The sequence below is a fragment of the Methylobacterium sp. GXS13 genome (assembly GCF_001455965.1).
Classification (GTDB): Bacteria; Pseudomonadota; Alphaproteobacteria; order Rhizobiales; family Beijerinckiaceae; genus Methylobacterium.
The window spans coordinates 122,047-145,769 of the sequence record NZ_LKKO01000080.1; the positions used below are offsets into that span (position 1 = coordinate 122,047).

The window sequence follows — 23,723 nt, forward strand, 5'->3', positions numbered from 1 at the left end:
CATGTCCCCTGAACGCTTCGAGATCGTCCGCACCGCCGAGCGGCTGGCCGCCGTCGGACCGGCCTGGACAGATTTGTGGACCCGCAGCGACGCCCTGGTGTTTCAGAGCCATCCTTGGATCTCGGCCTGGTGGGCCAGCGTCCCCGACCGCGAGCGGCGGGCCCTGGCGATCGTGCTCGCCTGGCGAGGCGACACCCTGGTCGGCGTGCTGCCGCTGGCGACCGTTCGGCGAAAAGGCTTTCGCGTGCTCGAATGGGCCGCCAAGGACTGCTCCGATTTCGGCGACGCCGTGCTGGCGGATCGCACGAATGCCGGGCTCGTCCGGCGGATGTGGCAGCAGGCCAGCCGGGCCGGCGGCTTCGATCTCGCCTATCTCAACCGGCTCCTGCCCGACGCCGCCGCGCGGGCGCTGCTGACCTCCATCTCGGGCAGCACACGGCTACGCCTCAACCACCGCGACGAGGCGAACTGGCGGGTGCGTGGTCCCTGGCCCACCGGGCAGGCCTGGTTCGACGCACAGTCGAAGAAAACCCGCCAGAATTACCGGCGCGGCCAGAAATCCATGGGCGAGCACGGGCTGCTGACCTTCCGGCTGCTCGGTCCCGAGGAGCCGCTCGACCGAGTGCTCGACACGCTGACCCAGTTCAAACGGGCTTGGCTCGCGACCCACAATCTGCCCTCCACAGCCTTCTATGACGAGGGCTCTCAGGCTCTGCCCGCGATGGTCCGGGTGCTGCAGGAGACCGGGCTTCTGCATGCCTTCGTGCTCGAATGCGGCGGTGCCCTCGTCGCGGTCTCGATAAACTTCGTCCAGGCCGGCTCGATGATGGCTTTCGTCACCACCTACGATCCGGCCTTCGAGCGCGGTTCGCCCGGCATGGTGCTGATGATGGACTACATCATGTGGTCGATCGACCGTGGGCTGCACACGGTCGATTTTCTCTGCGGGGACGAAGGGTTCAAGGGCCGCTTCGGCACCGAGAGCTTGACCCTCGCCTCGATGATGGGCGGCCGCACCCCGCAGGGCGCGGCGGCGCATCTGGTCGATCGTACGCGGCACGCGCTGGAGCAGCGCTTCGGCAAGCCGGACGGTGCGAGGGTGCCGGCGGCCGAGGCGGCGGCGTGAGATACTGAGACGGCGAAGCGGATGGTTTCGCTCAAGCGGCCCGCGGTTCCGTGTCGAATCGTGCGATCGAGCGAAACCCTCAGCGGGCGACGCATCGGCCCACCGATGCGAGGCTGGTCAGGGAGTTTTCAAGGCCACATTTGCCGCGACCTGCAGCTTTCCCGACAATCGGCGAAACGCCGCCACCGACCACACGAGCGTCGCGATCTCGGACGCCAGAAGCCCGAGCAGCGCAGTGGCCGGCGGCAGCATCAGCAGCAGCGGCACCATGAGGGCGAAGCCGAGCGCGGCGCTCGCCACCGCCCCGGCGGTGATCGTCCGGAAGGCGGCGCAGGCTTCGAGATAGGCGCGCGGGATCGCGTAGAGCAGCGACGTCGTCACGACGGCCCAGATGCCCAGCCCGATCCAGCCCATGGCCTCACCAGCGAAACGCCCCTTGAAGAGCACCTGCTCGATCAGCGGCAGGGTCGCGGCCATGATCAAGCCATAGACCAGGCAGGCACAGCCGATCAGCAGAACGTGGCGCATCACGAGCCGCCGGGCAGATTGGACTTGCCCGGCAGCCAGGAGGCCGCTGATCTCGGGTAGGACCATGTTCATCAGCGCGCTCGTGGGGATCCGCAACGGCGCGTAGAGCACCAGCGTCGCGGCGATCGGCGCGTAGACGGCTGGCCCGGCCAGCAGAGCGAACAGGAGCGTCAGGCCCTGGCCCTGCACGGTGAGGCTCGTGACACCGGCGAGCGACCAGGCCAGAGTCCGCCAGATCGCTCGGTAGCGTGCCCGCGCCCGGGGATGGAGCGAGATCCGCAGGCGCTGGCGCAGTGCCCCGTAGGCCACCGCGATGGCGATGGCATGCGCCAGAGCGATCGCCAGGAACGCCCGGTCGAGCAGAGCCGTGCCCTCGCCGCTCACCCCACGCCAGACGAACAGCGCGCCGCAGATCGCGTAGACGAGGTCGCTCAGCCCCGCGATCCGCGGCCGTCCACGGGCGAGCAGCACGATCCGCAGATAGCTGCGGAAGCCGTAGAGCCCCACGAAGGCCCCGGCCGCAAGGCCGCCGGGGCCGATCACCGGAACGAGCGCCACGGTCGTGGCGAGCGCCATCAGCACGGAAACCAGGGCCGCGCCGGAGCCGAACATCACGTCGTAGCCGAGAGCCGCCGGGCGGCCGAGGCTCCGGGCCAGATGGAGCGTCGCCGGTACCGCCACCAAAGCGCGGATGTAGGTGATGCCGACGGCCCCGACCGTGAACACGATCGCGAACAGCCCGTAATCATGCGCCCCGAGTTCGCGCACCAGCAGGATGTTCAGCGCGAAGTGGAACAGGCTCTGGATCAGTTCCCCGGACAGGATCACGGCGAACCGTCCGGACAGGCCGGCGCGCACCGTCGCCGCGAGGCGCAGGCTGCGGGCCGGCATGGGAATCGTCTCACCGGGTCGCGGCATGAGTCTCGGCATGATCGTGTGTGCGGCATCCATCCGGGGACGACGGCCGCGCTTCGCCCGGAGGATCTAGAAGCGGCGCCCGTCCCGGCATCCGCATTCGCCCGGCGGACATACGGAAACTATCACCCGCTCGCTTCCGTTCGGTTTCCCGCGTCGTGGCCGAGCCCGTGTGCGAGTGCGGCGAGACAACGCGTGACGTCGTCTAGGTCGGCCCAGACATGGGGGCTGAAACGCAGGGCCCCCGACCGCTCGCTCACGAAGACGTTGGCCGCCTGGAGGTGATCCACCAAGTGTTTGGGCAGCCCGCCGCGCACACGTGCCCCGAGGATGTGGCCGGCACGCAGGTGGGGCTGTGGGATGGCAAGGCCGAGTTCCGCGACGCCATCAGCGAGGTGATCGGTGAGCCCACGCAGCCGCATCGCGATGGATGGCGCCCCCCATGCGGCGATCAGCTCAAGGCCGGTCGCGGCCATGGCAAGGGCCACGGGATCGTTCAGTTCACCGCGGTCGTAGCGTCGGGCACCCACGGCAGATGAGCGGTTTCCCGTATGCTCCTCGATCGGCACCCCTTGCTGCCGATGGGGCGCCGCATAGAGGAACGCGACACCATACGGGCCGAGTGCCCATTTGTAGGTCGGGAAGGCGAGAAAATCCGGCCGCCAGCGGGCCACGTCCACGGGCATCGCACCCACGGCCTGCGTTGCGTCGATCACCAGGGCCGCACCGGATGCATGCACCGCCGGTGCGAGCCGATCGAGGTCGATCAGGCCGCCATCGGTCCAGTGCAGCGGCGTCAGGGTGGCGATGGCGAGCGGGTTTGCCGCCGGCCGACGGATCGCCTCCAACACGGCGCGGGTCCAGTCCCCATCCGGAGGTCGGGGAACCTCCTCGACGAAGAGATCGTGGGCGGTCGCCAGCCGATCGAAAGCGTAGCGCAGGGACGGGAACTCATCTTCAACCCGCAACAGGCGTCCGCCCGGCGCGGGAACGAGATTGCGCGCCGCCGTCGCCATGGCGTGGCTGACGGAGCCCACGATCGCGATGTCGTCGGCACCAGCCCCGATCAGTTGGGCCGCAGCCGCGCGGGTCCGCTCGGCGTGAACCGGTATCCCCGTCCTGGGATAGGTCCAGGGCTGGCTCTTCATCAGGATGCCGGCCTCACCGGCCGCTCGAACCGCGCGGGGCAGCGGCGACCAGGCTGCGGCATCTAGGTAGGCGACGTCCGCCGGCACCTCGAACAGGTGGCGCTGGCAGGGAATCGCTTCGACGCTCGGCATGACGAGGCAAGCGTAGAGGATCGTACGCGATGCCGCCATGGTCCGGGCTTGATCGCTCCGCCCCGATGCCGCAAGCCGGCAGGCCACAGCCCCGCGAGGCCCCCGTGCCGACCCGCTCCTTGTCCAAGACTGCCAGCGCGTCACGATGGGACGCCTGAGCCGCGACTGCTTTGACGTAGCACCCGCACCGATGCGGGTCGCCGACGCGGTGGCGCTGCTGCGCGCGCGGCTGGCGGTCCTGTCGGGGATCGAAACGGTTTCGATCGATCGCGCGGACGGACGTGTCCTGGCGGAGGATCTGATCGCCCCGATCGACCTGCCCCCGTTCGATAATGCGGCGGTCGACGGCTATGCCGTGCGGGCCGGCGACCTGGCGCCCGGGGGCGAGACACGCCTGCCGCTGGGCGGCCGCGTCCCGGCCGGTCACGCGCCCGCCGATCCCGGGCCGGGCTTCGCGGTGCGGATCTTCACGGGAGCGCCGATGCCGCCGGGCACCGACACGGTGGCGATGCAGGAGGATGTCCGGATCGACAACGAGGCGGTGATCCTGCCCACCGGCCTCGCCACGGGCGCCAACCGTCGCCGGGCCGGGGAGGATGTCGCGCTGGGCAGCCGCGCGATCCCGGCCGGCACCCGGCTGGGGCCGCGCCACCTTGCGCTCGCCGCCGCATTCGGCCTGCCCGCCTTGCCCCTGCGAGTACCCCTCAAGGTCGCTCTGTTCTCCACCGGCGACGAACTGACGCCGCCCGGCCAACCGCTGCTGCCAGCCGGCATTTACGACGCCAACCGGCCGATGCTCGCTGCCCTGCTGAAGAGGCTCGGAGCCGACCCCGTCGACCTCGGCATCCTGCGCGACGCGCCCGGCCCCCTGCACCAGCGCCTCGAAGCGGCGGCCGCCACACACGATCTGATCCTCACCTCCGGAGGCGTTTCGGTGGGCGAGGAGGATCACGTGCGCAACGCCGTGGAGGCGTCGGGCGCGCTGACCTTCTGGCGGCTGGCGATGAAGCCCGGCCGGCCGGTGGCCCTGGGCCAGGTGGCGGGAACCCCCTTCGCCGGCCTCCCGGGCAACCCGGCCGCCGCCTACGTCACCGCCCTGGCCGTGCTCCGCCCCCTGGTGCTGCATCTCTCGGGCGCGCGTGACGATGCGCCGACCCTGACGGTGCGCAGCGGTTTCGCCCGGGAGAAGCGCCCCGGCCGGCGGGAATATCTGCGCGTCTGCCTGCGTGTCGGCGCCGACGGCATGCCCGAGGCTCTGCCCGCCGGCGGCGTCGACCTGTCCGGCCTGTCGGTCAGCGATGGGCTGGTGGAACTGGCTGAAGATCTCATTGCGATCCGGATCGGCGATGCCCTGCCCTATCGGTCACATGGAGATCTGGGCTGACCTGTTGCTCCCGCCCATGACTCTGTAGAGCGTCAGGCCAGATCACGCCGACCCGTTCGAGATATCGTGCCCCTGCTTGCCGACCGCGCGCCCGCCAAAGTCAACCTCACGCTCCACGTCCTCGGGCGGCGTGCCGGCGACGGCTATCATGAGCTGGAGAGCCTGGTGGCTTTCGCGGGCACCGCCGATCGGCTGACCCTGGACCCCGGCGCACCGCTTGGCCTGACTGTCAGCGGCCCGACCGCCGGTCCGGCCGGGCCGAACGCGGACAATCTCGTCCTGCGCGCCGCCCGCGGGCTGGCGGCGCGGGTGCCGTCGCTGCGGATGGGGGCCTTCCATCTGGTCAAACGCCTGCCGGTCGCGGCCGGCATTGGCGGAGGCTCGTCCGATGCCGCAGCCGGCCTGCGTCTGCTCGCGTGCCTCAACGGCCTGCCGCTCGATCATCCGGCTATGATTGCCGCCGCCCGCGAGACCGGAGCCGACGTGCCGGTCTGCCTCGACCCGCGGGCGCGGATGATGCGCGGCGCCGGGGAAGAGATCGGCCCCGTCCTCGGCCTCGCGCCGCTACCGGCAGTGCTGATCAATCCCGGCGTTCCGGTGCCGACCGCGCCGGTGTTCAAGGCCTTGGGCCTGACGGTCGGGCAGCGTCTCGACGGCGCGGCCCATCCCATGATCGCCGAGCGTCTCGGCGCAGATGCCCTCGTGGCGGCCCTCGCCCCGGCGCGGAACGACCTGGAGGCGCCGGCTCTCACGGTCGCCCCGGTGATCGGCGAGGCCCTGGCAGCCCTGCGGGACAAGGCCGGATGCCGCCTCGCGCGGATGTCGGGCTCGGGGGCAACGGTCTTCGCCCTATTCACCGACCGGCGCGCGGCGGTGCGCGCCGCCGCCGCCCTGCGGGCCGCGCATCCGGGCTGGTGGGTGGCGCCGACCTTCCTGCGCTGACCGGAGGGACGGATCCCGTCAGCCCTCGATCATACGGGCACGCGCCCGACTGCGGCGGAAATAGGCCCGGCGCTCGGCCTCGGCCCGAACCGTCGTGGCGCGCACCTGCAGCAGGTCCTTGCGGGTCAGGAGGCCGACCAGCGCACCGCTTCCCGGATCGGTCACCGGCAGGCGGCCCTGCCCGGCCGAAAGCATTACGTCGAGGGCGTGCGAGATCACGTCGCCCGGGTGAACCACCGCCAGGCTGGTATCCGACACGCGCTCCGCCAGCGTGCCAACGGCCGCATCGCCCTCTCCCGTCTCCACGGTCCAGCGGAGCGCATCGTCGCGGGTGACCAGCCCCACCGGCCGGCCGGCGCTGTCGAGAACGGGATAAGCGTAATGATCACCGGTGGTGATCGCCGCCAGCGCCTCGGCGGGTGGAAGATCACCGCTGAGGGTGACGACGTCGCGGCTCATCACCGCCTCGACCCGGGCGAGGTCGGCGGGGTCGATGCCGTATTCCCGGGTCACGTGCTGGCCGCGCCGAGCGATCTTCTCCGTGAGGATCGATCGCTTGAGCAGCAGCACGGTCACCGCATAGGCCGCCATGGTGGCGGCGAGCAGCGGCGCCAGGGCGGCGACGTCGCCGGTCACCTCGACGGCAAACACCACCCCGGTGAGCGGTGCCGGCAGGGTGCCGCCGAGCATCGCCGCCATGCCGAGCAGGGCCCAGAAGCCGTGCGCGCCCGGGAGAACGAGGCCGATCAGCCAGCCGATCGCCCCACCGAGGATCAGCAGCGGTGCGAGCACGCCCCCGGAGGTGCCCGAGGACAGAGCCGCGAGCCAGATCACCGCCTTCACGACGAGAATCGTCAGAACGGCGCCGGCCAGCAGATGCCCGGCGAGGAGGTCACGGATCACATCGTAGCCGACGCCGAGCGCCCGGGGCTCGATCAGGCCGCCGAGGCCGACCACGAGGGCGCCGATGGCGGGCCACCACATCCAGTGGATCGGCAGCCGGCCGAACCCGTCCTCCAGCGCGTAGAGCGCGCGGGTCAGCGCGCCCGAGATCAGCCCGCAGGCAATGCCGAGCAGGACGCAGGCGGGGAGCCCCCACCACGGCAGGGCGGGATTGTCGGTGAAGGGGAACAGTGGCCCCGCCTCGAACAGCGCCCGGCGCCAGCACGCCGCCGTCACCGCCCCGACCGTCACCGGCACGAGGCTGCGCGGTCGCCACTCGAACAGCAGCACCTCGACGGCGAGCAGCACGGCCGCCACCGGCGTCCCGAAGATCGCCGTCATGCCGGCCGCAGCGCCCGCCACCAGCAGGGTCTTCCGCTCGGCCGAGCTGAGATGGAAGAACTGCGCAAACAGGGATCCCACCGCGCCGCCCGTAACGATGATCGGTCCCTCGGCGCCGAACGGGCCGCCGGTACCGATCGCCACCGCCGACGAGAGCGGCTTGAGCACGGCCACCTTCGGCGACATCCGGCTGCCACCGATCAGGATCGCCTCCATGGCCTCCGGGATGCCGTGGCCGCGGATCTTCTCAGAGCCATAGCGAGCCATCACGCCGACGATCAGCGCGCCGATCACCGGGATCGCGATCATCCACGGCCCGGGCGTGGCGCCGGCCAGGGATGTCAGGGCGGTGTCGAAGCGGCCGTACCAGACGGCATTGGTCACGAGACCGATCAGCGACAGCAGGATCCAAGCGGTGCCGGAGGCCGCTGTCCCTGTGATCACCGCCAGCCCGGCCAATGTCAGCACGCGTCGGTCCGCACTGAAATCGCCGAGCGCTCTCCGCAACGGCATGTCGCCGCTGCGCTCGATTTCTGATCCGCCGTCCATCCGATACTCCAATCTGCCCCCGTCAATTATATCGCAACACGATACATTCAATGGTCGGATGATCATCGAGAATGGCAGGTGCGACGCGGCTTCCGAGACCCTATGGATTGGACAGGGAATGCCGAATGCCCTTCGATCGACGTCGAGGAGACCAGGGTGAAGGCTCAAGAGCCCGAGGCCGAAGCGCTTTCGGCAGAGCAATATGCGGCACTGGCAGAATTCCGTTACCGGCTGCGGCGCTTCCTGGCCTTCAGCGAGGCGGCTGCGGCCCGGGCCGGCATTCCGACCCAACAGCACCAAGCGCTTCTGGCGTTGGCCGGCCATGCGGGCCGTATGCCGCCGACGGTGGGCTTGCTGGCCGAGCAACTTTTGATCGCGCCGCACAGCGCCGCCGAGCTGGTCGCCCGGATGGTCGAGGGCGGTCTCCTGACCAAGGTACGGTCCGCACAGGATCGCCGGCGCAGCGAACTCGCGCTCACGCCCCGGGCCGAAGCCGTGCTGCGGACCCTCACCGCGGCCCACCTGAAGGAACTGCGCGGGCTCGCACCAGCGCTGGTAGGCGCCCTCGGCCCTGCGGCTTCTTGACGCGCATCCAGGCGACTGCTCTGTTTTACTGCGGGGTGACGGGATGGCGAATCAAGACGGTTCGATCGCGCAGAGCGCCAAGCTCCGCAGCTTCTACGCGGACCTCGTGGCCACCCCGAACGCGGCCGACCCGCGGATCGCAGTGGCCTTCGCGGCAGTGCCGCGGGAGCCTTTTGCCGGCCCCGGCTCGTGGTCGATCCTGGCTGCCAATGTCTGGCGGTCGCGGGAGCGAGGTCCGCTCTACGTCACGACACCCGACGACGACCCGGCCTTCCTCTATCAGGACGTGCTCATTGCCCTCGACGCGGCGCGCGCCATCAATATCGGCCAGCCAAGCCTGCACGCCCTCTGCCTCGACGCGCTGGCGCCCCTGCCCGGGGAGACAGTGATCCAGGTCGGCACCGGCAGCGGATACTACACGGCCCTGCTCGCCCATCTGGTGGGGCTGGGGGGCCGCGTCCTCGGCTTCGAGATCGATCCCGGCCTCGCGGCGCGATCGGCGTGTAACCTCACTCCCTGGCCCTGGGCTCACGTCGTGGCGCGCTCCGGCGCGGCGGACGTGCTGCCCTCCGCCGACGCGATCTACGTCAATGCCGGGGCGCCGCGTCCGGCCCGAGCCTGGCTCGACGCCCTGCGGCCGGAGGGACGGCTGTTATTTCCGCTCCAGCCCACGATCGGCCGGGGCGGAATGCTGCTGATCCGGCGGATCGCCAACGCCACCGCGTGGCCGGCCCGGTTCGTCTCACCGGCGGTGTTCATTCCCCTTCAAGGCCTGCCGGAGGACGCGAGTGGCAGCTTGGCCAAGGCTTTCGCGCACGGATCAATCATAGGTGTCCGTACGATCCGCTTCGGCGAGGAACCCGATGCCAGTTGCTGGTACGATGGCGGCGATTGGTGGCTGTCCACGCGAAATCCGTAAAGAAGGCCGCAGCTACCGGAACGGACAGGCCTGGAACGCCGGCAGCGCCTCGGCGCGGGCGCAGAGGGCGGCGAGGTTCGGATGCTCGACTTCCGAGACTGCCTCATTCCGGATGTTTTGGGTGAACCGGTAGACCACGGCGGCGGTGATGTCCGGCTGGAGCGGCGCCGAGCCGAACAGCCAAGGCCCCTGCGCACCGACCTCCCGCTCCAGTTCCGCATAGGCGGCCGCGAGCTGACCCTCGATCCGATCGAGCCAGGGCGCGTGCCGCTTCTCCTCGGGACGCAGGTTGCGCTCGTAGACAAGCTGTACCGTCTTGTCGGCGGCGGCCAGGGCGAGGCCGAGGATACGGCAGGCCTGGGCATGCGCCTCGGGCGCCGTGGGCATCAAGCGCGCCCGCCCGGGATGCAATTCAGCCAGGTGGGCCAGGATCAGCGTCGAGTCCATCAGCGTGATCCCCGCATCGGTGAGGAGCGTCGGCGCCTTGACCACGGGGTTGACCGCGCGGAACGCCTCGACTTCCCGCAGGACCGACAGAGGCTCGTGCGTGAACGGGATACCGGCCATCCGCAGCGTGATCGCGACACGGCGGACATAGGGCGAATCGAGCATACCGATCAGGCGCATGGCGCATCCTCATATGGGCCGCATCCCTCTGTGCGGACAGGCGGATTGTCCCCAGCCAGCGTGGCCGTTGCCAGTGGCACGATCGGTCATTACCGAGGCGATCATGCCAAAATCTTCCCCACGCACCGTGATCATCCTGGCCTATGACGGGCTCTGCACCTTCGAGTACGGCTGCGCCGTCGAGGTCTTCGCCCTGCCCCGACCAGAATTCGGGGACCGCTGGTACCGCTGCGCCATCGCGGCGGTCGAACCGGGGCCTTTGCGCGGCACCGGCGGGGTCGTGGTCCAGGCCGATGGCGGCCTCGAACTGCTCGATACGGCCGAAACGATCGTCATCCCGGGCTGGCGCGGGCCCTCGGGGGCGATCCCGCCCGGATTGCTCGATGCGTTGCGGCGCGCGCATGCGCGCGGAACGCGCCTCGTGTCGATCTGCGCCGGGGCCTTCGTGCTGGCAGAAGCTGGACTTCTCACAGGCCGCCGGGCGACGACCCACTGGCATTTTACCGACCGGCTCGCGGCTTACCCGGGCGTGGAGGTCGCGGCCGACGTGCTGTATGTCGACGCCGGCTCGATCCTGACATCGGCCGGGAGCGCGGCCGGGCTCGATCTCTGCCTTCACGTGGTGCGGACGGATTTCGGCGCACAGATCGCCAACCGGGTTGCCCGCCGCATGGTGGTTCATGCCCATCGCGACGGCGGCCAGGCACAGTTCGTCCAGCGGCCGGTGCAGAAGCGGGCCGGCACCAAGCTCGGGCTGCTGTTCGATCGCGTCCGCGAAAGCCTCGGCGAGATCTGGACGGTCGAGCGCATGGCGTCCGAGGCGGGCCTCAGCCTGCGGAGCCTCCACCGCCATGTCCGGGCTGCCACCGGCCATGCACCCGGGACTTGGCTCATCGCCGAGCGGCTGGCCGAGGCGCGGACGATGCTCGAGGAGACGACCCACTCGGTGGACGAGATCGCCCGGCTGGTCGGGTTCGGATCGGCGCCGGTTCTGCGCAGCCATTTCCGCGAGCATGTCGGCTTGACGCCAACAGCCTACCGGCGCAGCTTCGCCACCAACCCCGCTGGGTCGCTACGAGAGGCTGCCTGAGGGCGTAGCTCAGCGTGCCCGAGCGACGCAGAATTCCACCGCGCCATTGAGCGCGGCCTTGACCGGACCATCCGGGAAAATGTCGAGCGCGGCGCGGGCCTGGGCCCCGTAATGGTGGGCGCGGGCCACCGTCTCCTCCAGGGCGCCGTGGCGCTGGAGCAGATCGAGGGCGGTGCCGAGGTCGTCCTCGCCGATCTCGCCCTGCTGCAGGGTCCGCCGCCAGAAGCCGCGCTCGCCCTCGCTCGCCCGGCGGTGGGCCAGCACGATCGGCAAGGTGATCTTGCCCTCGCGAAAATCATCGCCGACATTCTTGCCGAGCTCGGCCGAGGTGCCCCCGTAATCGAGCACGTCATCGATCAGCTGAAAGGCGATGCCGAGATTCATGCCGTAGGCGCGGGCGGCGACCTGCTCGGCCTCGGGCCGGCCGGCGAGCACCGGCCCGACCTCGCAGGCGGCGGCGAACAGTTCGGCGGTCTTGCCGCGGATCACCGCGAGATAAGCGGCCTCGTCGGTCTCCAGGTTCTTGGCGTTGGTGAGCTGCATCACCTCGCCCTCGGCAATCACCGTGGCGGCGGCGGACAGGATGTCGAGCGCCCGCAGGGAGCCGACCTCGACCATCATCCGGAAGGCCTGGCCGAGCAGGAAGTCGCCGACCAGCACCGAGGCCTCGTTGCCCCATTTGATCCGGGCTGCGACGCGGCCCCGGCGCATGTCGCTCTCGTCCACCACGTCGTCGTGCAGCAGGGTCGCGGTGTGCATGAACTCGACGCTGGCGGCGAGCTTCACATCGCCGTCGCCGGCATAGCCGCAGAGCTTGGCGCAGGCGAGCGTCAGGATCGGGCGAAGCCGCTTGCCGCCGGACGCGATCAGGTGGTTGGCCACCTCCGGGATCATCGCCACGTCGGAGCCGGTGCGCGACAGGATCGTGGTGTTGACCCGCGCCATGTCGTCCGCCACCAGCGCGACGAGGTCGTTCAGCCCCGCCTCGACCTCGGGCTTCGGATTCTCGATGGAGAGGGCCATACCCAAGATCCGCGACCTCCAGTCCGGTTCCCCCGCAGGGAGCGGGCGATCCCTTCGCACGCGCCTCGCGGCGCCGCAACATCGGCGCATGGGAGATATGGTGCGCCGGGAATGCGCAGCGAACGCGACGAATGCGCCGGACGACCGGCATTCCGCCGAAGAATTGCGATGATCGTGCTGATTTCCGCGAATGATCCGGTCCTGATCGGCTTCGCCCGCTCGGTGCTCGAGGCGGCCGAGATTCCGGTCCTGGTGGCCGACACGCATATGAGCGTGATGGAAGGCTCGATCGGGGCGTTCGGCCAGCGGCTGATGGTGCCGGGGGATTGGGCAGCCCAGGCCCGCCGGTTGCTGAAGGATGCCGGGCTCGCCCACGAGTTGCGCGACCCGTGACGGACGGGCCGGATGCCTTCCTGGGCGGGATCCTGCACCTGCATCAGCCGCCCCGGGGCGCGCACCGGGCCGGGACCGACGCCGTGCTGCTCGCCCGGCTGTTCGCGCCGGCGCCGGGGGACCGGCTCTGCGACGTCGGCGCCGGCACCGGCGCTGTCGGCCTGGCCTGCGCGGCGCTCCACCCCGGCACATGCCTGACCCTGGTCGAGCGCGATCCGGCGTTGATCGCGCTGGCCCGGTCCAACGCGACCCGCAACGGCATCGCGGCGGCGGTGATCGAGGCCGACGTGCTCGCTTCCGCGGCCGAGCGCCGCGCCGCCGGGCTGGTGCCGGACAGTTTCGATCTGGTCCTGACCAATCCGCCGTTCTTCACCCCGGGTCGCCACCGCCCCTCCCCGCATCCCGGGAAGGCGACGGCGCACGATTTTCCCGAGGGCGGCCTGGACCTCTGGATCCGCACCTGCACGGCGATCCTGCGGCCGGGGGGGCGGCTCGGACTGATCCACCGGGCGGACGCCCTGCCGGCCTGTCTCGACGCCCTGAAGGGCCGCTACGGCGGCATCGCGATCCGCCCGGTTCAGGCCAAAGCCGAGGCCCCGGCGATCCGCGTCCTGATCGCCGCGACCCGGGGCAGCCGGGCGGCCCTGAGCCTGCTGCCGCCGCTGGTGCTGCACGGCTCGGATCCCAACATGTTCACCCCGGAGGCCGAGGCGCTCCACCGGGGCGCCCCCTGGCCGCCGGACTGAGAGGCGGGCGCGTCAGGCTGCCAAGGCGGTCAGCGCCGCATCGTCGATCCCCAGAAACCGCTCCACGGCGGGCAGGTCCGAAAACCCGAGAAATTCCGGGCGCAGGGGCTCGGGCAGCCCGTCGAAGTTGAGCCCCGGGAACGTGTCGGGATGCGGGTAGAGCTGCCACGCGGCCCCCGGTTCCACCGGTGGGAACAGGATCGCGACCTTCTCGTCGCCGAGGCGCACGATCCGGGTCGGGCTGTACGACAGGGTCTCGATGCTCCAGCCCCGATGATGGTCCCGGCGGGTTTTCAGGCTACGGCGGCTCGTCGCGCGATGCATGGCGGTCTCCTGCGGTTGGGCGATGGTGTCGGGATCAGGCGGCGCTGCGGCGGCCGGCGCGCTTCGGCCAGCCGAGCGCCACCAGGCGTGCCTTGGCGTAGTCGCGGACCTCGTCCCGGGTGCCGGGCGGCATCGCCGCCAGGATCGCCTGGGTGGCGCCGTCGAGCATCAGGTCGGTGACCGCGTTGATCGTCTCGGCCTCGTCGATCCGGCGCTTGAGATCGCCCTCGGCCTCGGTGACCTCGTCGAAGGGCTGGGCCTCCTCGAAATCCTCGTCCACCGCCCGGACGGCGGGCAGGTGGGCCCGGAACTCGTCGGCTTCCTCCTCCGAGTAGACCAGGCCGTGGAGCTCGATCAGCTTGAGGATGACACGGTCCTTCCCGCGCTTCTCGGCCATGGCGTAGACGTAGGCCGCCTGCTTGCCCGAGACGCGGTAATTCACGTTCACCAGCGCCTCGCCCATCGACCACTCGATCCGGTCGGCGGCCTGTTTCGCGCCGGCCTTCGCTCCGGGGAGGCGCCCGGTGACCAGCAGCACCGCCTCGTCGCGCTCGGCCCGGATGATGGTCGGCGGCTCGAACACGATCCCGGCCTGCGCGGCGATGCGCTCCAGGGTCTTGTGGTAGATCACGGCCGTGCCCTGCACGCGCCAGACGTTGCCCCCGAAGGGCTCCCCGTAGCGCACCAGGATGTCGGCGATCTGCTTGTCGGCGGTTCGCATGCGGGGCTCGTTCCGGTGAGAGACGGCTGCGTCATCCACAGCTTTCTAAGGCGACGCTCTTTGTTCCTGTTTTGTTTCACCGGATATGCGGGATCACCGAGGCGTGCGCAAGGGTGCGAGAGCTTTGTCCGCGCCGATTGGAGGGGGCTGCGTCAGTGCGCGCGGGGGTGTCGCGGGCGCTTGGCGCGGGCGCGTTTGCGGGTGTGGGTTCGTGGCGGGGAGCGGTGATGGCGCGGTCGTTCGGATCTTGGTTGCCCAGCTCAGGACGGCGTCTCGTCCGGGCCCGATCGGCACCGTTTCAACCCAACCCCGCATGCTGAAGGGCCCGGCGATCGACGATCACCGGACCTCGAAGGAGGCCTTCCATCAGCCGCGCGCTTCCCAGGGGTCGAGATCTGACGCTGGATCCCCGTCGGGACGTCCGCGACGGCTGGCTTTCGGCTTACCCGCGGCAGAGCATTGAGCCCCGAAAGCCGCCCCTGGAAGATCTGGCGACCAGGCGCGCCAGACCGTCACTTCCTCAGCGGCACGCCCTTCGTGGTGAAACGCGGCGCGCCCGGATGGCGCATGGGGCGCGACTGGCCGCCTGCCTTGCCCGCACCGGCGCCCGTTCCCGGCGGCTGCGAGAGCGGAATGAGTTGGTCCGGCCTGGGCCCGATGAGATCCGCGCGGCCCATCGCCCGCAGCGCCTCGCGCAACAGAGGCCAGTTCTCGGGGTCGTGGTAGCGCAGGAACGCCTTGTGGAGCCGGCGCTGCCGCATCCCCTTGATCGCGTCGACCGATTCGCTGCCGCCGCGCCGCACGCCCTGCAACGGGTTGATCTCGGTGTGATACATGGTCGTGGCGGTCGCCATGGGCGAGGGCAGGAACGTCTGGACCTGATCGGCGCGATAGTCGTTCTTCTTGAGCCAGACGGCGAGGTTCATCATGTCCTCGTCGGTCGTGCCCGGATGCGCCGCGATGAAATACGGGATCAGGTAGTATTTCTTGCCGGCCTGCTTGGCGGCGGCGTCGAACATCTCCTTGAAGCGGTCATACGTGCCGATGCCCGGCTTCATCATCAGGTCGAGGGGACCGCGCTCGGTGTGCTCGGGCGCGATCTTGAGACGGCCACCGACGTGATGGGTCACGAGTTCCTTGACGTATTCGGGGCTCCGGACCGCGAGGTCGTAGCGCACGCCGGAGGCGACCATCACCTTCTTGACGCCCTCCACCTCCCGGACCTTGCGATAGAGCCGGATCAGGTCGTCGTGCGAGGTGTTCAGGTTCGGGCAGATATCCGGAAAGACGCAGGACGGCAGGCGGCACGCCGCCTCGATCTTCGGATCCTTGCACGCCATCCGGTACATGTTCGCCGTCGGCCCGCCGACATCCGAGATCACGCCCGTGAAGCCCGGCGTCTTGTCGCGAATCAGCTCGATCTCGCGCAGGATCGAGTCTTCCGAGCGGTTCTGGATGACGCGGCCCTCGTGCTCGGTGATGGAGCAGAAGGTGCAGCCGCCGAAGCAGCCGCGCATGATCGTCACCGAGAACTTGATCATGTCCCAGGCGGGGATCTTCGCGTCGCCGTAAGAGGGATGGGGCGCGCGGGCGTAGGGCAGGTCGTAGACCGCATCCATCTCCGCGCTGGAGAGCGGGATCGGCGGCGGGTTCAGCCACAGGTCGCGGTCGCCGTGGCGCTGGACGAGGGGACGGGCGTTGCCGGGGTTGGCCTCCGGGTGCAGCACCCGCGAGGCGCGGGCATAGGCCTCCTTGTCGTCCTTGACCTGCTCGTAGGCGGGGAGCCGGATCACGGTCTCGCCGGGACGACGGGCGGCGGCCTCGTCGGTCGAATCGAGATCGTCGGCGGGCAGCTCGGTGTAATGCTCGGGCACGCGGCGGAACAGGGCGACGCCCCGGACGGCGTCGAGGTCGTGAGGGGCCTCGCCGGCCGCCAGGCGGTTCGCCACCTCGACGACGGCGCGCTCGGCATTGCCGTAGATGAGCAGATCGGCCTTCGCGTCCGCCAGGATCGAGCGGCGCACCTTGTCGGACCAGTAATCGTAGTGGGCGATGCGGCGCAGGGACGCCTCGATGCCGCCGAGGATGATCGGCACGTCCTTGAAGGCCTCGCGGCAGCGCTGCGTGTAGACGATGGTCGAGCGGTCCGGGCGCCGGCCGCCTTCTCCACCTGCCGTGTAGGCGTCGTCGTGCCGGAGGCGACGGTCGGCCGTGTAGCGGTTCACCATCGAATCCAGATTGCCGCCGGTGACGCCGAAGAACAGCGTCGGCTTGCCCAGCGCCTTGAACGGCTCCGCCGATTGCCAGTCGGGCTGCGCGATGATGCCGACCCGGAATCCCTGAGCTTCGAGCAATCGGCCGATGATGGCCATGCCGAAGCTCGGATGATCGACATAGGCGTCGCCCGTCACCAAGACGACGTCGCATGCGTCCCACCCGAGCGTGTCCATCTCGGCGCGACTCATGGGCAGGAACGGCGCCGCCTTCCTGAGAGGCGGCACCTTGCAGGCGAGGGTCGCCAGGGATCGGCTCGCGGAAGTTTGGAGGTCCATGGGGTGGGTGCATAGACCGCCACGGCCGCGAGCTCAACGAAGAGCGAGGGGGCCGGACGCCGCAACCGGATCAACGCCCCTGACCCAGGGGCGGGAGCCCTGGAACAAAAAAACCCCGGCCCATACGGAGCCGGGGTTTTCCATGTCTGCAGCGCGGCCCTGAAGGGCCGCGCCGGACGCTCTCAGTAGTTGTAGGCGCGCTCGCCGTGATCGGCGATGTCGAGGCCCTCGCGCTCCTCTTCCTGGGTCACCCGCAGGCCGATCGTCAGGTCGACGAGCTTGTAGAGGATCGCCGAGCCGATGCCCGACCACAGCAGGGTCAGGCCGACCGCTTCCGCCTGGATGAGGAGCTGGCCCATCATGTCGTAGGCGCCAACCGCCAGCTCGCCCGGCTTCGAGATGTAGTCGGGGATGCCGACGCCGCCGAGGTTCGGATCGACCAGGATGCCGGTCGCCAGGGCGCCCAGGATGCCGCCGACGCAGTGCACGCCGAACACGTCGAGCGAGTCGTCGTAGCCGAGCGCGTTCTTCACGGTGGAGCACATCACGAAGCAGACCACGCCGGCCACGAGGCCGAGCGCGATCGAGCCCATCGGGCCGGCGAAGCCCGAAGCCGGGGTGACGGCCACGAGGCCGGCCACCGCGCCCGAGAGCATGCCGAGCAGCGACGGCTTGCCCTTGAGCGCCCACTCGGCGAACAGCCACGCCACAGCGGCGCCGCAGGTCGCCACGAAGGTGTTCACCGGCGCCAGGGCGGCGGTGCCGTTGGACTCGAGGTTCGAGCCGGCGTTGAAGCCGAACCAGCCGACCCACAGCAGCGAGGCGCCGATCATGGTCATGGTCAGCGAGTGCGGAGCGAGCAGGTCGCGGCCGTAACCGATGCGCTTGCCCATGATCAGGCAGCCGACGAAGCCGGCGATGCCCGCGTTGATGTGCACCACGGTGCCGCCGGCGAAGTCGAGGGCGCCCTTCTGGAAGAGGAAGCCCGCATCCTTGTTGACCGCGTCCAGCGCCGCCTGGGCGGTCGCCTTCGAGGCGTCGTCGGTGGCGGCGGCGAGCGCCTCGGCGGCGTTGCCGACCGCGTCAGGGCCGCCCCAGTACCAGACCATGTGGGCCATCGGGAAATAGATGACCGTGACCCAGAGGATCGTGAACACCACGAGCGCGGAGAACTTCATCCGCTCGGCGAAGGCGCCGACGATCAGCGCGGGCGTGATCATGGCGAACGTCATCTGGAAGCAGAGATAGACGTATTCTGGGATCACGACGCCGTTGGAGAAGGTCGCCACCGTCGAATTCGCGTCGATGCCCTTGAGGAAGGCCTTCGAGAAGCCGCCGACGAAGTCATTGATGCCGCCGCCGTTGGTGAAGGCGAGGCTGTAGCCGTAGAACACCCAGAGCAGGCCGACGATCGACACGATCGCGAAGACCTGGGTCAGCACCGAGAGCATGTTCTTGGTGCGCACCAGGCCGCCGTAGAAAAGGGCCAGGCCCGGCACGCTCATCATCAGCACCAGCGCCGAGGAGATCAGCATCCAGGCGGTGTCGCCCTTGTTGGGCAGGGGCACGGCCGCAGCCGCCGCCGAGGCCGTGGACGCGGCTTCCGTCGTCGGAGTCTGCGCCAGGGACGGCTCGATCAGGAGGGCGGCGAGCGCCGCGCCTCCCAAGCCGAGCATGAGGGCATTACGAACTTTCATGGACTGGTGGCTCCGGTCACGATTCGTTGAGCGTTGGGGAAAGGTCGAGGCGGGCAGCGAGCCGGCTCAGAGGGCGTCGGCGTCGGTCTCGCCGGTCCGGATGCGCACCGCCTTCTCGAGGGGCAGCACGAAGATCTTGCCGTCGCCGATCTGGCCGGTGCGCGCCGCACCCGCGATGGCGTCGATGACGCTGGCGGTCAGGCCGGAGGCGACCGCGACCTCGATCTTGAGCTTGGGCAGGAAGCTGACGGCGTATTCCGCGCCCCGGTAGATCTCGGTGTGGCCCTTCTGACGGCCGTAGCCCTTCACTTCCGTCACCGTCAGTCCGTGGACGCCGATTCCGGTGAGCGCGTCGCGCACCTCTTCCAGCTTGAACGGCTTGATGATGGCCATCACGATCTTCATGGGCGGCGCCCCCTTACCGAGTCCTTGGGAACCGATGCCGTCGCCCGATCCCTGCGGCGGCCCGGTCCGGGGCCGCCGCCGGGCCGGGCTGGCCCGCGGTTGAGCGAGGCTATTCAAGGACTATGCCACGCAGGCCGGGTGAGGAACTTTCCGGCCGGACGCTGATATGCCCAGCAAATAACCGGACCCGGCGAAGCGCAAGGCAGACACCGCGGCGATCATGCTCACGAAGCGGGCAATCGCTGTGAAAGTGTGCAATTGCAGCCGGTGTATTTCTGCAACACACGTCCGCGACGGCGTTTTAATCCCCGTGTGGGCGGATCAGGCCTTCCTGCGCCACCGAGGCGACGAGGTTGCCGGCGCGATCGAAGATCTGGCCGCGGGCGAAGCCGCGCGCACCCCCGGCGGCCGGACTGTCCTGGGCGTAGAGCAGCCACTCGTCGATCCGGACCGGGCGGTGGAACCAGAGCGCGTGGTCGAGGCTCGCCGCCTGGATACCGGGGTCGAACACCGAGCTGGCATGCGGGATCAGCGACACGTCGAGCAGGGTCATGTCGGAGGCGTAGGCCAGCACCGCCCGGTGCAGGGCCGGATCGTCCGGAAGCGCCGAGGCCGCCCGCAGCCAGACATTGAATACGGGCTCGGGGGGCGCTCCGTCCTTGCGGCGGGCTATGTAGCGGTCGAGATCAACCGGCCGCAGCTCGATCGGGCGCTCGCGGCCGAAATAGGCGGCCACCGCCTCGGGCATGCCGGTGGCGCCGGAGGCCGCCAGCGCCTTGCCGTCGAGCAGGCCGTCGGGCCCCGCGACATCCGGCATCGCCGGTTGGTGCTCGAACCCGCCCTCGGAGACCTGATAGGAGATCGTGGTCGCGAAGATCGCCCGCCCGTGCTGGATCGCCTTGACCCGCCGGGTGGTGAAGCTGCGTCCGTCGCGGATGCGCTCGACCTCGTAGACGATCGGCGCGCGGGGATCGCCCGGGAGCATGAAATAAGCGTGGAGCGAATGGGCCGGCCGGTCGTCCGGCACCGTGCGGGTGGCGGCCACCAGGGCCTGCGCCACCACCTGGCCGCCGAACACCCGGCGCCAGCCGGTCTTGGGGTTCTGACCGCGGAACAGGTCGACCTCGAGTCGCTCCAGGTCGAGGATGGCGATGAGCTCGGCGACCGCGTCGGTCATCGCGTCGGTGGTGGCGTCGGTCATGAGTCGCGGGGTTTCCGTTCGTCGTCCAAACGCGACATAGGCCTTTCGGGCAGAGCGATCCACGCGCTCGGCCCCCAGATCGGAGATCCGTGACGATGACGGCCCAGACGCCCCGCCCCGGCAGCCGCAGCCTCCTGATCGCCGGCGGCGGCCTCGCCAGCCTCGCCCTGGCCTTCGCGCTCAAGCAGGCCCACGGCCCGGCGCTCGCCGTGACCGTGATCGACCCCCACGGCGCCGATCCCGCCCGGCATCGCGGTCGCGCCTATGCGCTGGCGGCGGGCGGGCGGCGGATGCTGACGCAGCTTGGGCTGTGGGAGCGAATCGCGGCCGCCGCCGAGCCGATCGCCGAGATGGTGATCTCCGACAGCCGCCTCGCCGACCCGGTCCGGCCAGTCTTCCTGACCTTCGGGCCGGAGGAAGAAGACCAGCCCGACCGGGCGGTGGGCGAGCCCTTCGCCCACATGGTCGAGGCCGAGCCCCTGGCGCGGGCGCTCTCCGAGGCCTGCCGGGGCGCGGGCGTCGACATCCGCACCGGGGGCGTGGTGCGGGCGGTACCGGAGGGCGCGGCGATCCGGGCGGAGCTGACCGCAGGTGCGCCCCTCAGGGCCGACCTGCTGGTGGCCGCCGACGGGGCGCGCTCGCGGCTGCGCGAGGCGGCGCGGATCGGCTGGGTCGGCTGGTCCTATCCGCAGGTCGGCATCGTCGCCACGATCGGGCATGCCCGGCCGCATCGCGGGCGCGCCTTCGAGCACTTCCTGCCGGCCGGCCCCTTCGCGATCCTGCCGCTGCGGGACGGCGGCTCCCTCGGCCACCGCTCCTCGATCGTCTGGACCGAGCGCGCCGACGAGGCCGACGCGCTGCTGTCGGGCGAGCCCGACGAGGTGCTGGCCGAGATCGAGCGCCGGTTCACCCTCGACTTGGGCACGCTGGCCCTGGAGCATGGACCGAGCCGGCATCCGCTGGCCTTCGGCATCGCCCGGGCGTTCCGGGCGGAGCGGCTGGCGCTGCTGGGGGATTCGGCCCACGTCATCCACCCGATCGCCGGCCAAGGCCTCAATCTCGGCCTGGCCGACGCCGCGGCGCTTGCGGAAGCGGTGACCGGAGCGCTCCGCCTCGGCCTCGATCCGGGCGGCCCGGATGTGCTGCGGGCCTACGAGCGCGCCCGCCGGTTCGATAGCTTCGCCATGGCGGCGGCGACCGACGGGCTGAACCGGCTGTTCTCCAACGACGCGCTGCCGCTGCGGCTCGCCCGGGACCTCGGCCTTGGAATCGTCGACCGGCTGCCCCGCCTCAAGCGGTTCTTCATCGGCGAGGCCGCGGCCTCCCGGGGCGCCCTGTCGCGGCTGATGCGCGGCGAGGCGCTGTAAGGGATCAAACTTCAACCCGTCTACGGTTCGACAAGAGGCGCCGTTCAGAGATGACAAGGCCCTGTCTGTCCCAGATTTCCGGTACTCGCAGGTCGGCATCTGTGAGGCGCAACGCGCCCCCTTTCCCGTTCGGGAGAGGGTTGGGGTGAGGAACCAGGTCTTTCCGGAGAGGTCGCACCCCTCACCCTGTCCCTCTCCCGCACGGGATACGATCTTCACACAACGGCTTGCGGAAAGCGCGGCGCGCTCTCCTCTCCCTTGCGGGGAGGAGTTGGAGGTGGGGGTCGCTCAGAAGGCACCACTGCGCCTTGTCCGGCACCACCCCCACCCCTGCCCCCTCCCCGCAAGGGGGAGGGGAAACGCGTTGTGTTTCAGAGACTTGCGATAGAGCTTTTTGAAGTGTGAATCCGCTAGCCCGCACGGGAGAGGGGACCAGCGCTTCGTCCGGCACCTTCTGGCTTCGCTACCCAATCAATGAGGAGGAGCGGCGCACGGTCTCGATCTTGGCAGGCTCAGGCCGTCTGCCCTGCTCTTCGCTCGGTCACCCAGCGGGCCGCGTCGGCCCGGGGGGCGACCACGTCGGTATCGGTGCGCAGCTGCGGGCTGTAGGCGGGGTCGTCGGTGAGCACGTCGTGCCAGCGGCGCAGGAAGCGCGAGATCTGCGAGCCCGGGGCGAAGCTGGTCTGCCGGGAGGCGCTCTCGTGGTGCGCCATCTCGGCGAACGGCGTGTAGACGATGCGGTAGCCGAGCATCCGCAGCTTGAAGCACAGGTCGACGTCGTTGAAGTCGAGGGCGAAGCTCTCGTCGAAGCCGTTCACCGCCTCCAGCACCGCCTTGCGGGTGGCGAACAGCGCGCCGGTCACCGACGAGCAGTCGCGCTGCGCCAGCGCCCAATCGCCGTAGGTCGGCTCGGCCGCGTCGCGGTTGTACCAGGGATGGGCGCAGACATCGAAGATGCCGCCGAACATGCCGGCATGCTGGATCTTGCCGTTCGGAAACAGCAGCCGCCCGCCGACGCCGCCGACGCCGCGGTCCAGCGCGAAGGTCAGGAGCGCCTCGATCCAGCCGGGGCGGCGCACCACCAGGTCGTCGTTCATCAGGATGACGAGGTCGGTCTCGGCGGCGCGCCAGAGGGTGTTCATCTTGGCCGCGTAGTTGAACGGCGCGCCCTCGGGCCGCGCGGTGAGCAGCCGGGTCACGGCGAAGCGGTCGGAGCGGTTCCGGTAGATCGCGTCGTCCGCCTTGTCGTCGCCGATCAGCACCCGGATCCGGTCGGCCGGGTAGCTGCTGCGACCGAGGCTGTCGAGGAGGTTGATCACGTGGGGCTTGGCGCCCTCGATCATCCGACCCTCTTCGTCCCGGGGCCGGCTCTGCGCAGTCGGGATCACCAGGGTCACGGGTGGCCGCGCGTCGAGGCTGCGGCGGATCTCCAGCGTGTCCGGGGTCAGGCCGGGGGCGGTGCGCAAGGGGGAGCCCGAGCCCTGGAACCAGCGATCGAGCACGTCGGCCCGGGCGGCGCGCTTCGCCTTCGGCCGCGCCAGCGGCGAGGCGATCAGCGTCTGCGGGATCCGGTCGATGCCGATGCCGGCCGCGATCGCGTCGAGCAGCAGCCGGAACCAGGCGGCGGTGCCGGTGCGACGGCCGAAATCCGGGGTGAGGCTCGCCAGGGCCGAGACGCGGATCACCAGCGGGAAGCCGATGTAATCGTCGGCCATGAGCAGGGCCGGGTTGAAGGCCGGCTTGCAATGGACGCTGCGGACCTGGCCCGCGCCGTCCACCACGGCGTCGTCGCCGTAGAAGATGCCGATATCCGGCCGCTCGGCCATCGCGGCGAGGATCGGCGCGAACAGGTCCGGGTGCAGATCGGACGCGGCCGGGGCCACGAACACGGCCCGGCAGGCGGGAAGCTGGCCGGCGGCGACCTGTCCCAGCTTGCGCTCGTCGACCGGGTGAAAGCGCTCATCGAGGGGCAGCGGCAGGATCGCGTCCGGCCAGGCGCGTGCGCTCCAGGAGGCCGACGGGACCGGGACCGGCTTCTTGTTCAACACGGCGCGTCTCCCGGGCG

The 23,723-nt window shown here is 70.2% G+C and carries 21 protein-coding genes; 9 read left to right on the forward strand and 12 right to left on the reverse strand.

The genetic code is table 11. The features are described from left to right. Position 1: 1 nt before the first annotated feature. Positions 2-1,126, forward strand: coding sequence for a GNAT family N-acetyltransferase (locus AO398_RS24630; RefSeq protein WP_058194790.1), 1,125 nt, complete (start codon positions 2-4; stop codon positions 1,124-1,126). Between the two features lie 117 nt (positions 1,127-1,243). Here the strand turns inward: AO398_RS24630 and AO398_RS24635 are convergent, their stop codons facing one another. Together AO398_RS24635 and AO398_RS24640 are read right to left on the reverse strand one after the other, a co-directional pair. Continuing rightward, a complete protein-coding gene (locus tag AO398_RS24635) occupies positions 1,244-2,545 on the reverse strand; it encodes a hypothetical protein (protein WP_058194791.1) in 1,302 nt (433 codons plus the stop codon). Between the two features lie 149 nt (positions 2,546-2,694). After that, positions 2,695-3,888, reverse strand: a complete 1,194-nt coding sequence (locus tag AO398_RS24640) for an aminotransferase class V-fold PLP-dependent enzyme (protein ID WP_244498883.1) — start codon at positions 3,886-3,888, stop codon at positions 2,695-2,697. A 106-nt stretch (positions 3,889-3,994) separates the two neighbouring features. On the opposite strand from AO398_RS24640, the gene glp reads away from it, so the two are divergent. Next, positions 3,995-5,233, forward strand: coding sequence for a gephyrin-like molybdotransferase Glp (glp, locus tag AO398_RS24645; protein WP_058194792.1), 1,239 nt, complete (start codon positions 3,995-3,997; stop codon positions 5,231-5,233). Positions 5,234-5,299: 66 nt separating this feature from the next. Further along, the gene (locus AO398_RS24650) at positions 5,300-6,175 is read left to right on the forward strand and encodes a 4-(cytidine 5'-diphospho)-2-C-methyl-D-erythritol kinase (protein ID WP_058194793.1); all 876 of its coding nucleotides are present in this window, start codon (positions 5,300-5,302) and stop codon (positions 6,173-6,175) included. Positions 6,176-6,193: 18 nt separating this feature from the next. Here the strand turns inward: AO398_RS24650 and AO398_RS24655 are convergent, their stop codons facing one another. After that, the gene (locus AO398_RS24655) at positions 6,194-8,008 is read right to left on the reverse strand and encodes a chloride channel protein (protein ID WP_058194794.1); all 1,815 of its coding nucleotides are present in this window, start codon (positions 8,006-8,008) and stop codon (positions 6,194-6,196) included. Positions 8,009-8,164: 156 nt separating this feature from the next. Between AO398_RS24655 and AO398_RS24660 the strand changes: the two genes are divergently transcribed. Both AO398_RS24660 and AO398_RS24665 read left to right on the forward strand, forming a co-directional pair. Continuing rightward, positions 8,165-8,593 carry a helix-turn-helix domain-containing protein gene (locus AO398_RS24660; RefSeq protein ID WP_058194827.1) on the forward strand — a complete coding sequence of 143 codons (429 nt, stop codon included), beginning with the start codon at positions 8,165-8,167 and terminating at the stop codon, positions 8,591-8,593. Positions 8,594-8,636: 43 nt separating this feature from the next. After that, complete coding sequence (locus tag AO398_RS24665) at positions 8,637-9,512, forward strand: methyltransferase (protein WP_058194795.1); 876 nt, start codon at positions 8,637-8,639, stop codon at positions 9,510-9,512. A gap of 12 nt (positions 9,513-9,524) precedes the next feature. Here AO398_RS24665 and AO398_RS24670 read toward each other — a convergent pair whose 3' ends face one another. Then, on the reverse strand, positions 9,525-10,139 hold the full coding sequence (locus AO398_RS24670) for a glutathione S-transferase (protein WP_058194796.1): 615 nt from the start codon (positions 10,137-10,139) through the stop codon (positions 9,525-9,527). 103 nt (positions 10,140-10,242) lie between these two features. Between AO398_RS24670 and ftrA the strand changes: the two genes are divergently transcribed. Further along, positions 10,243-11,229: a transcriptional regulator FtrA gene (gene ftrA, locus AO398_RS24675; protein ID WP_058194828.1), complete on the forward strand. Its 987-nt coding sequence runs from the start codon at positions 10,243-10,245 to the stop codon at positions 11,227-11,229. A 9-nt stretch (positions 11,230-11,238) separates the two neighbouring features. Here ftrA and AO398_RS24680 read toward each other — a convergent pair whose 3' ends face one another. Then, the gene (locus AO398_RS24680) at positions 11,239-12,252 is read right to left on the reverse strand and encodes a polyprenyl synthetase family protein (RefSeq protein ID WP_058194797.1); all 1,014 of its coding nucleotides are present in this window, start codon (positions 12,250-12,252) and stop codon (positions 11,239-11,241) included. Positions 12,253-12,420: 168 nt separating this feature from the next. On the opposite strand from AO398_RS24680, the gene AO398_RS24685 reads away from it, so the two are divergent. Together AO398_RS24685 and AO398_RS24690 are read left to right on the forward strand one after the other, a co-directional pair. Next, positions 12,421-12,645 (forward strand): DUF2007 domain-containing protein, encoded by a 225-nt coding sequence (locus tag AO398_RS24685; protein WP_058194798.1) that lies wholly within the window; start codon positions 12,421-12,423, stop codon positions 12,643-12,645. After that, a complete protein-coding gene (locus AO398_RS24690) occupies positions 12,642-13,391 on the forward strand; it encodes a methyltransferase (protein ID WP_058194799.1) in 750 nt (249 codons plus the stop codon). Before AO398_RS24685 ends, AO398_RS24690 begins: the two co-directional genes overlap by 4 nt. Before the next feature lie 12 nt (positions 13,392-13,403). Here the strand turns inward: AO398_RS24690 and AO398_RS24695 are convergent, their stop codons facing one another. The 6 genes from AO398_RS24695 to tesB form a co-directional block, all read right to left on the reverse strand. Beyond that, positions 13,404-13,715, reverse strand: coding sequence for a hypothetical protein (locus AO398_RS24695; RefSeq protein ID WP_058194800.1), 312 nt, complete (start codon positions 13,713-13,715; stop codon positions 13,404-13,406). Between the two features lie 34 nt (positions 13,716-13,749). Then, complete coding sequence (locus AO398_RS24700) at positions 13,750-14,436, reverse strand: hypothetical protein (RefSeq protein WP_058194801.1); 687 nt, start codon at positions 14,434-14,436, stop codon at positions 13,750-13,752. Positions 14,437-14,948: 512 nt separating this feature from the next. Continuing rightward, positions 14,949-16,988 carry a YgiQ family radical SAM protein gene (locus AO398_RS24705; RefSeq protein WP_058194802.1) on the reverse strand — a complete coding sequence of 680 codons (2,040 nt, stop codon included), beginning with the start codon at positions 16,986-16,988 and terminating at the stop codon, positions 14,949-14,951. Positions 16,989-17,170: 182 nt separating this feature from the next. Beyond that, positions 17,171-18,685, reverse strand: a complete 1,515-nt coding sequence (locus AO398_RS24710) for an ammonium transporter (RefSeq protein ID WP_058194803.1) — start codon at positions 18,683-18,685, stop codon at positions 17,171-17,173. A gap of 66 nt (positions 18,686-18,751) precedes the next feature. After that, complete coding sequence (locus AO398_RS24715) at positions 18,752-19,090, reverse strand: P-II family nitrogen regulator (protein ID WP_058194804.1); 339 nt, start codon at positions 19,088-19,090, stop codon at positions 18,752-18,754. A 301-nt stretch (positions 19,091-19,391) separates the two neighbouring features. Next, positions 19,392-20,291 (reverse strand): acyl-CoA thioesterase II, encoded by a 900-nt coding sequence (gene tesB / locus AO398_RS24720; protein WP_082643436.1) that lies wholly within the window; start codon positions 20,289-20,291, stop codon positions 19,392-19,394. A 95-nt stretch (positions 20,292-20,386) separates the two neighbouring features. Between tesB and AO398_RS24725 the strand changes: the two genes are divergently transcribed. Next, positions 20,387-21,658, forward strand: coding sequence for an FAD-dependent monooxygenase (locus AO398_RS24725; RefSeq protein ID WP_058194805.1), 1,272 nt, complete (start codon positions 20,387-20,389; stop codon positions 21,656-21,658). A gap of 512 nt (positions 21,659-22,170) precedes the next feature. Here the strand turns inward: AO398_RS24725 and AO398_RS24730 are convergent. After that, a complete protein-coding gene (locus AO398_RS24730) occupies positions 22,171-23,706 on the reverse strand; it encodes a glycosyltransferase (protein ID WP_058194806.1) in 1,536 nt (511 codons plus the stop codon). Between the last annotated feature and the right edge of the window lie 17 nt (positions 23,707-23,723).

Bases quoted from the DNA above. Each gene is read 5' to 3' on its own strand.
- AO398_RS24705 (WP_058194802.1), bottom strand. From the start codon at position 16,988: ATGGACCTCCAAACTTCCGCGAGCCGATCCCTGGCGACCCTCGCCTGC.
- glp (WP_058194792.1), top strand. From the start codon at position 3,995: ATGGGACGCCTGAGCCGCGACTGCTTTGACGTAGCACCCGCACCGATG.
- AO398_RS24630 (WP_058194790.1), top strand. From the start codon at position 2: ATGTCCCCTGAACGCTTCGAGATCGTCCGCACCGCCGAGCGGCTGGCC.
- AO398_RS24700 (WP_058194801.1), bottom strand. From the start codon at position 14,436: ATGCGAACCGCCGACAAGCAGATCGCCGACATCCTGGTGCGCTACGGG.
- AO398_RS24680 (WP_058194797.1), bottom strand. From the start codon at position 12,252: ATGGCCCTCTCCATCGAGAATCCGAAGCCCGAGGTCGAGGCGGGGCTG.
- AO398_RS24640 (WP_244498883.1), bottom strand. From the start codon at position 3,888: ATGGCGGCATCGCGTACGATCCTCTACGCTTGCCTCGTCATGCCGAGC.
- AO398_RS24670 (WP_058194796.1), bottom strand. From the start codon at position 10,139: ATGCGCCTGATCGGTATGCTCGATTCGCCCTATGTCCGCCGTGTCGCG.
- AO398_RS24695 (WP_058194800.1), bottom strand. From the start codon at position 13,715: ATGCATCGCGCGACGAGCCGCCGTAGCCTGAAAACCCGCCGGGACCAT.
- AO398_RS24725 (WP_058194805.1), top strand. From the start codon at position 20,387: ATGACGGCCCAGACGCCCCGCCCCGGCAGCCGCAGCCTCCTGATCGCC.
- AO398_RS24710 (WP_058194803.1), bottom strand. From the start codon at position 18,685: ATGAAAGTTCGTAATGCCCTCATGCTCGGCTTGGGAGGCGCGGCGCTC.
- tesB (WP_082643436.1), bottom strand. From the start codon at position 20,291: ATGACCGACGCCACCACCGACGCGATGACCGACGCGGTCGCCGAGCTC.
- AO398_RS24715 (WP_058194804.1), bottom strand. From the start codon at position 19,090: ATGAAGATCGTGATGGCCATCATCAAGCCGTTCAAGCTGGAAGAGGTG.
- AO398_RS24665 (WP_058194795.1), top strand. From the start codon at position 8,637: ATGGCGAATCAAGACGGTTCGATCGCGCAGAGCGCCAAGCTCCGCAGC.
- ftrA (WP_058194828.1), top strand. From the start codon at position 10,243: ATGCCAAAATCTTCCCCACGCACCGTGATCATCCTGGCCTATGACGGG.
- AO398_RS24685 (WP_058194798.1), top strand. From the start codon at position 12,421: ATGATCGTGCTGATTTCCGCGAATGATCCGGTCCTGATCGGCTTCGCC.
- AO398_RS24635 (WP_058194791.1), bottom strand. From the start codon at position 2,545: ATGCCGGCCCGCAGCCTGCGCCTCGCGGCGACGGTGCGCGCCGGCCTG.
- AO398_RS24655 (WP_058194794.1), bottom strand. From the start codon at position 8,008: ATGGACGGCGGATCAGAAATCGAGCGCAGCGGCGACATGCCGTTGCGG.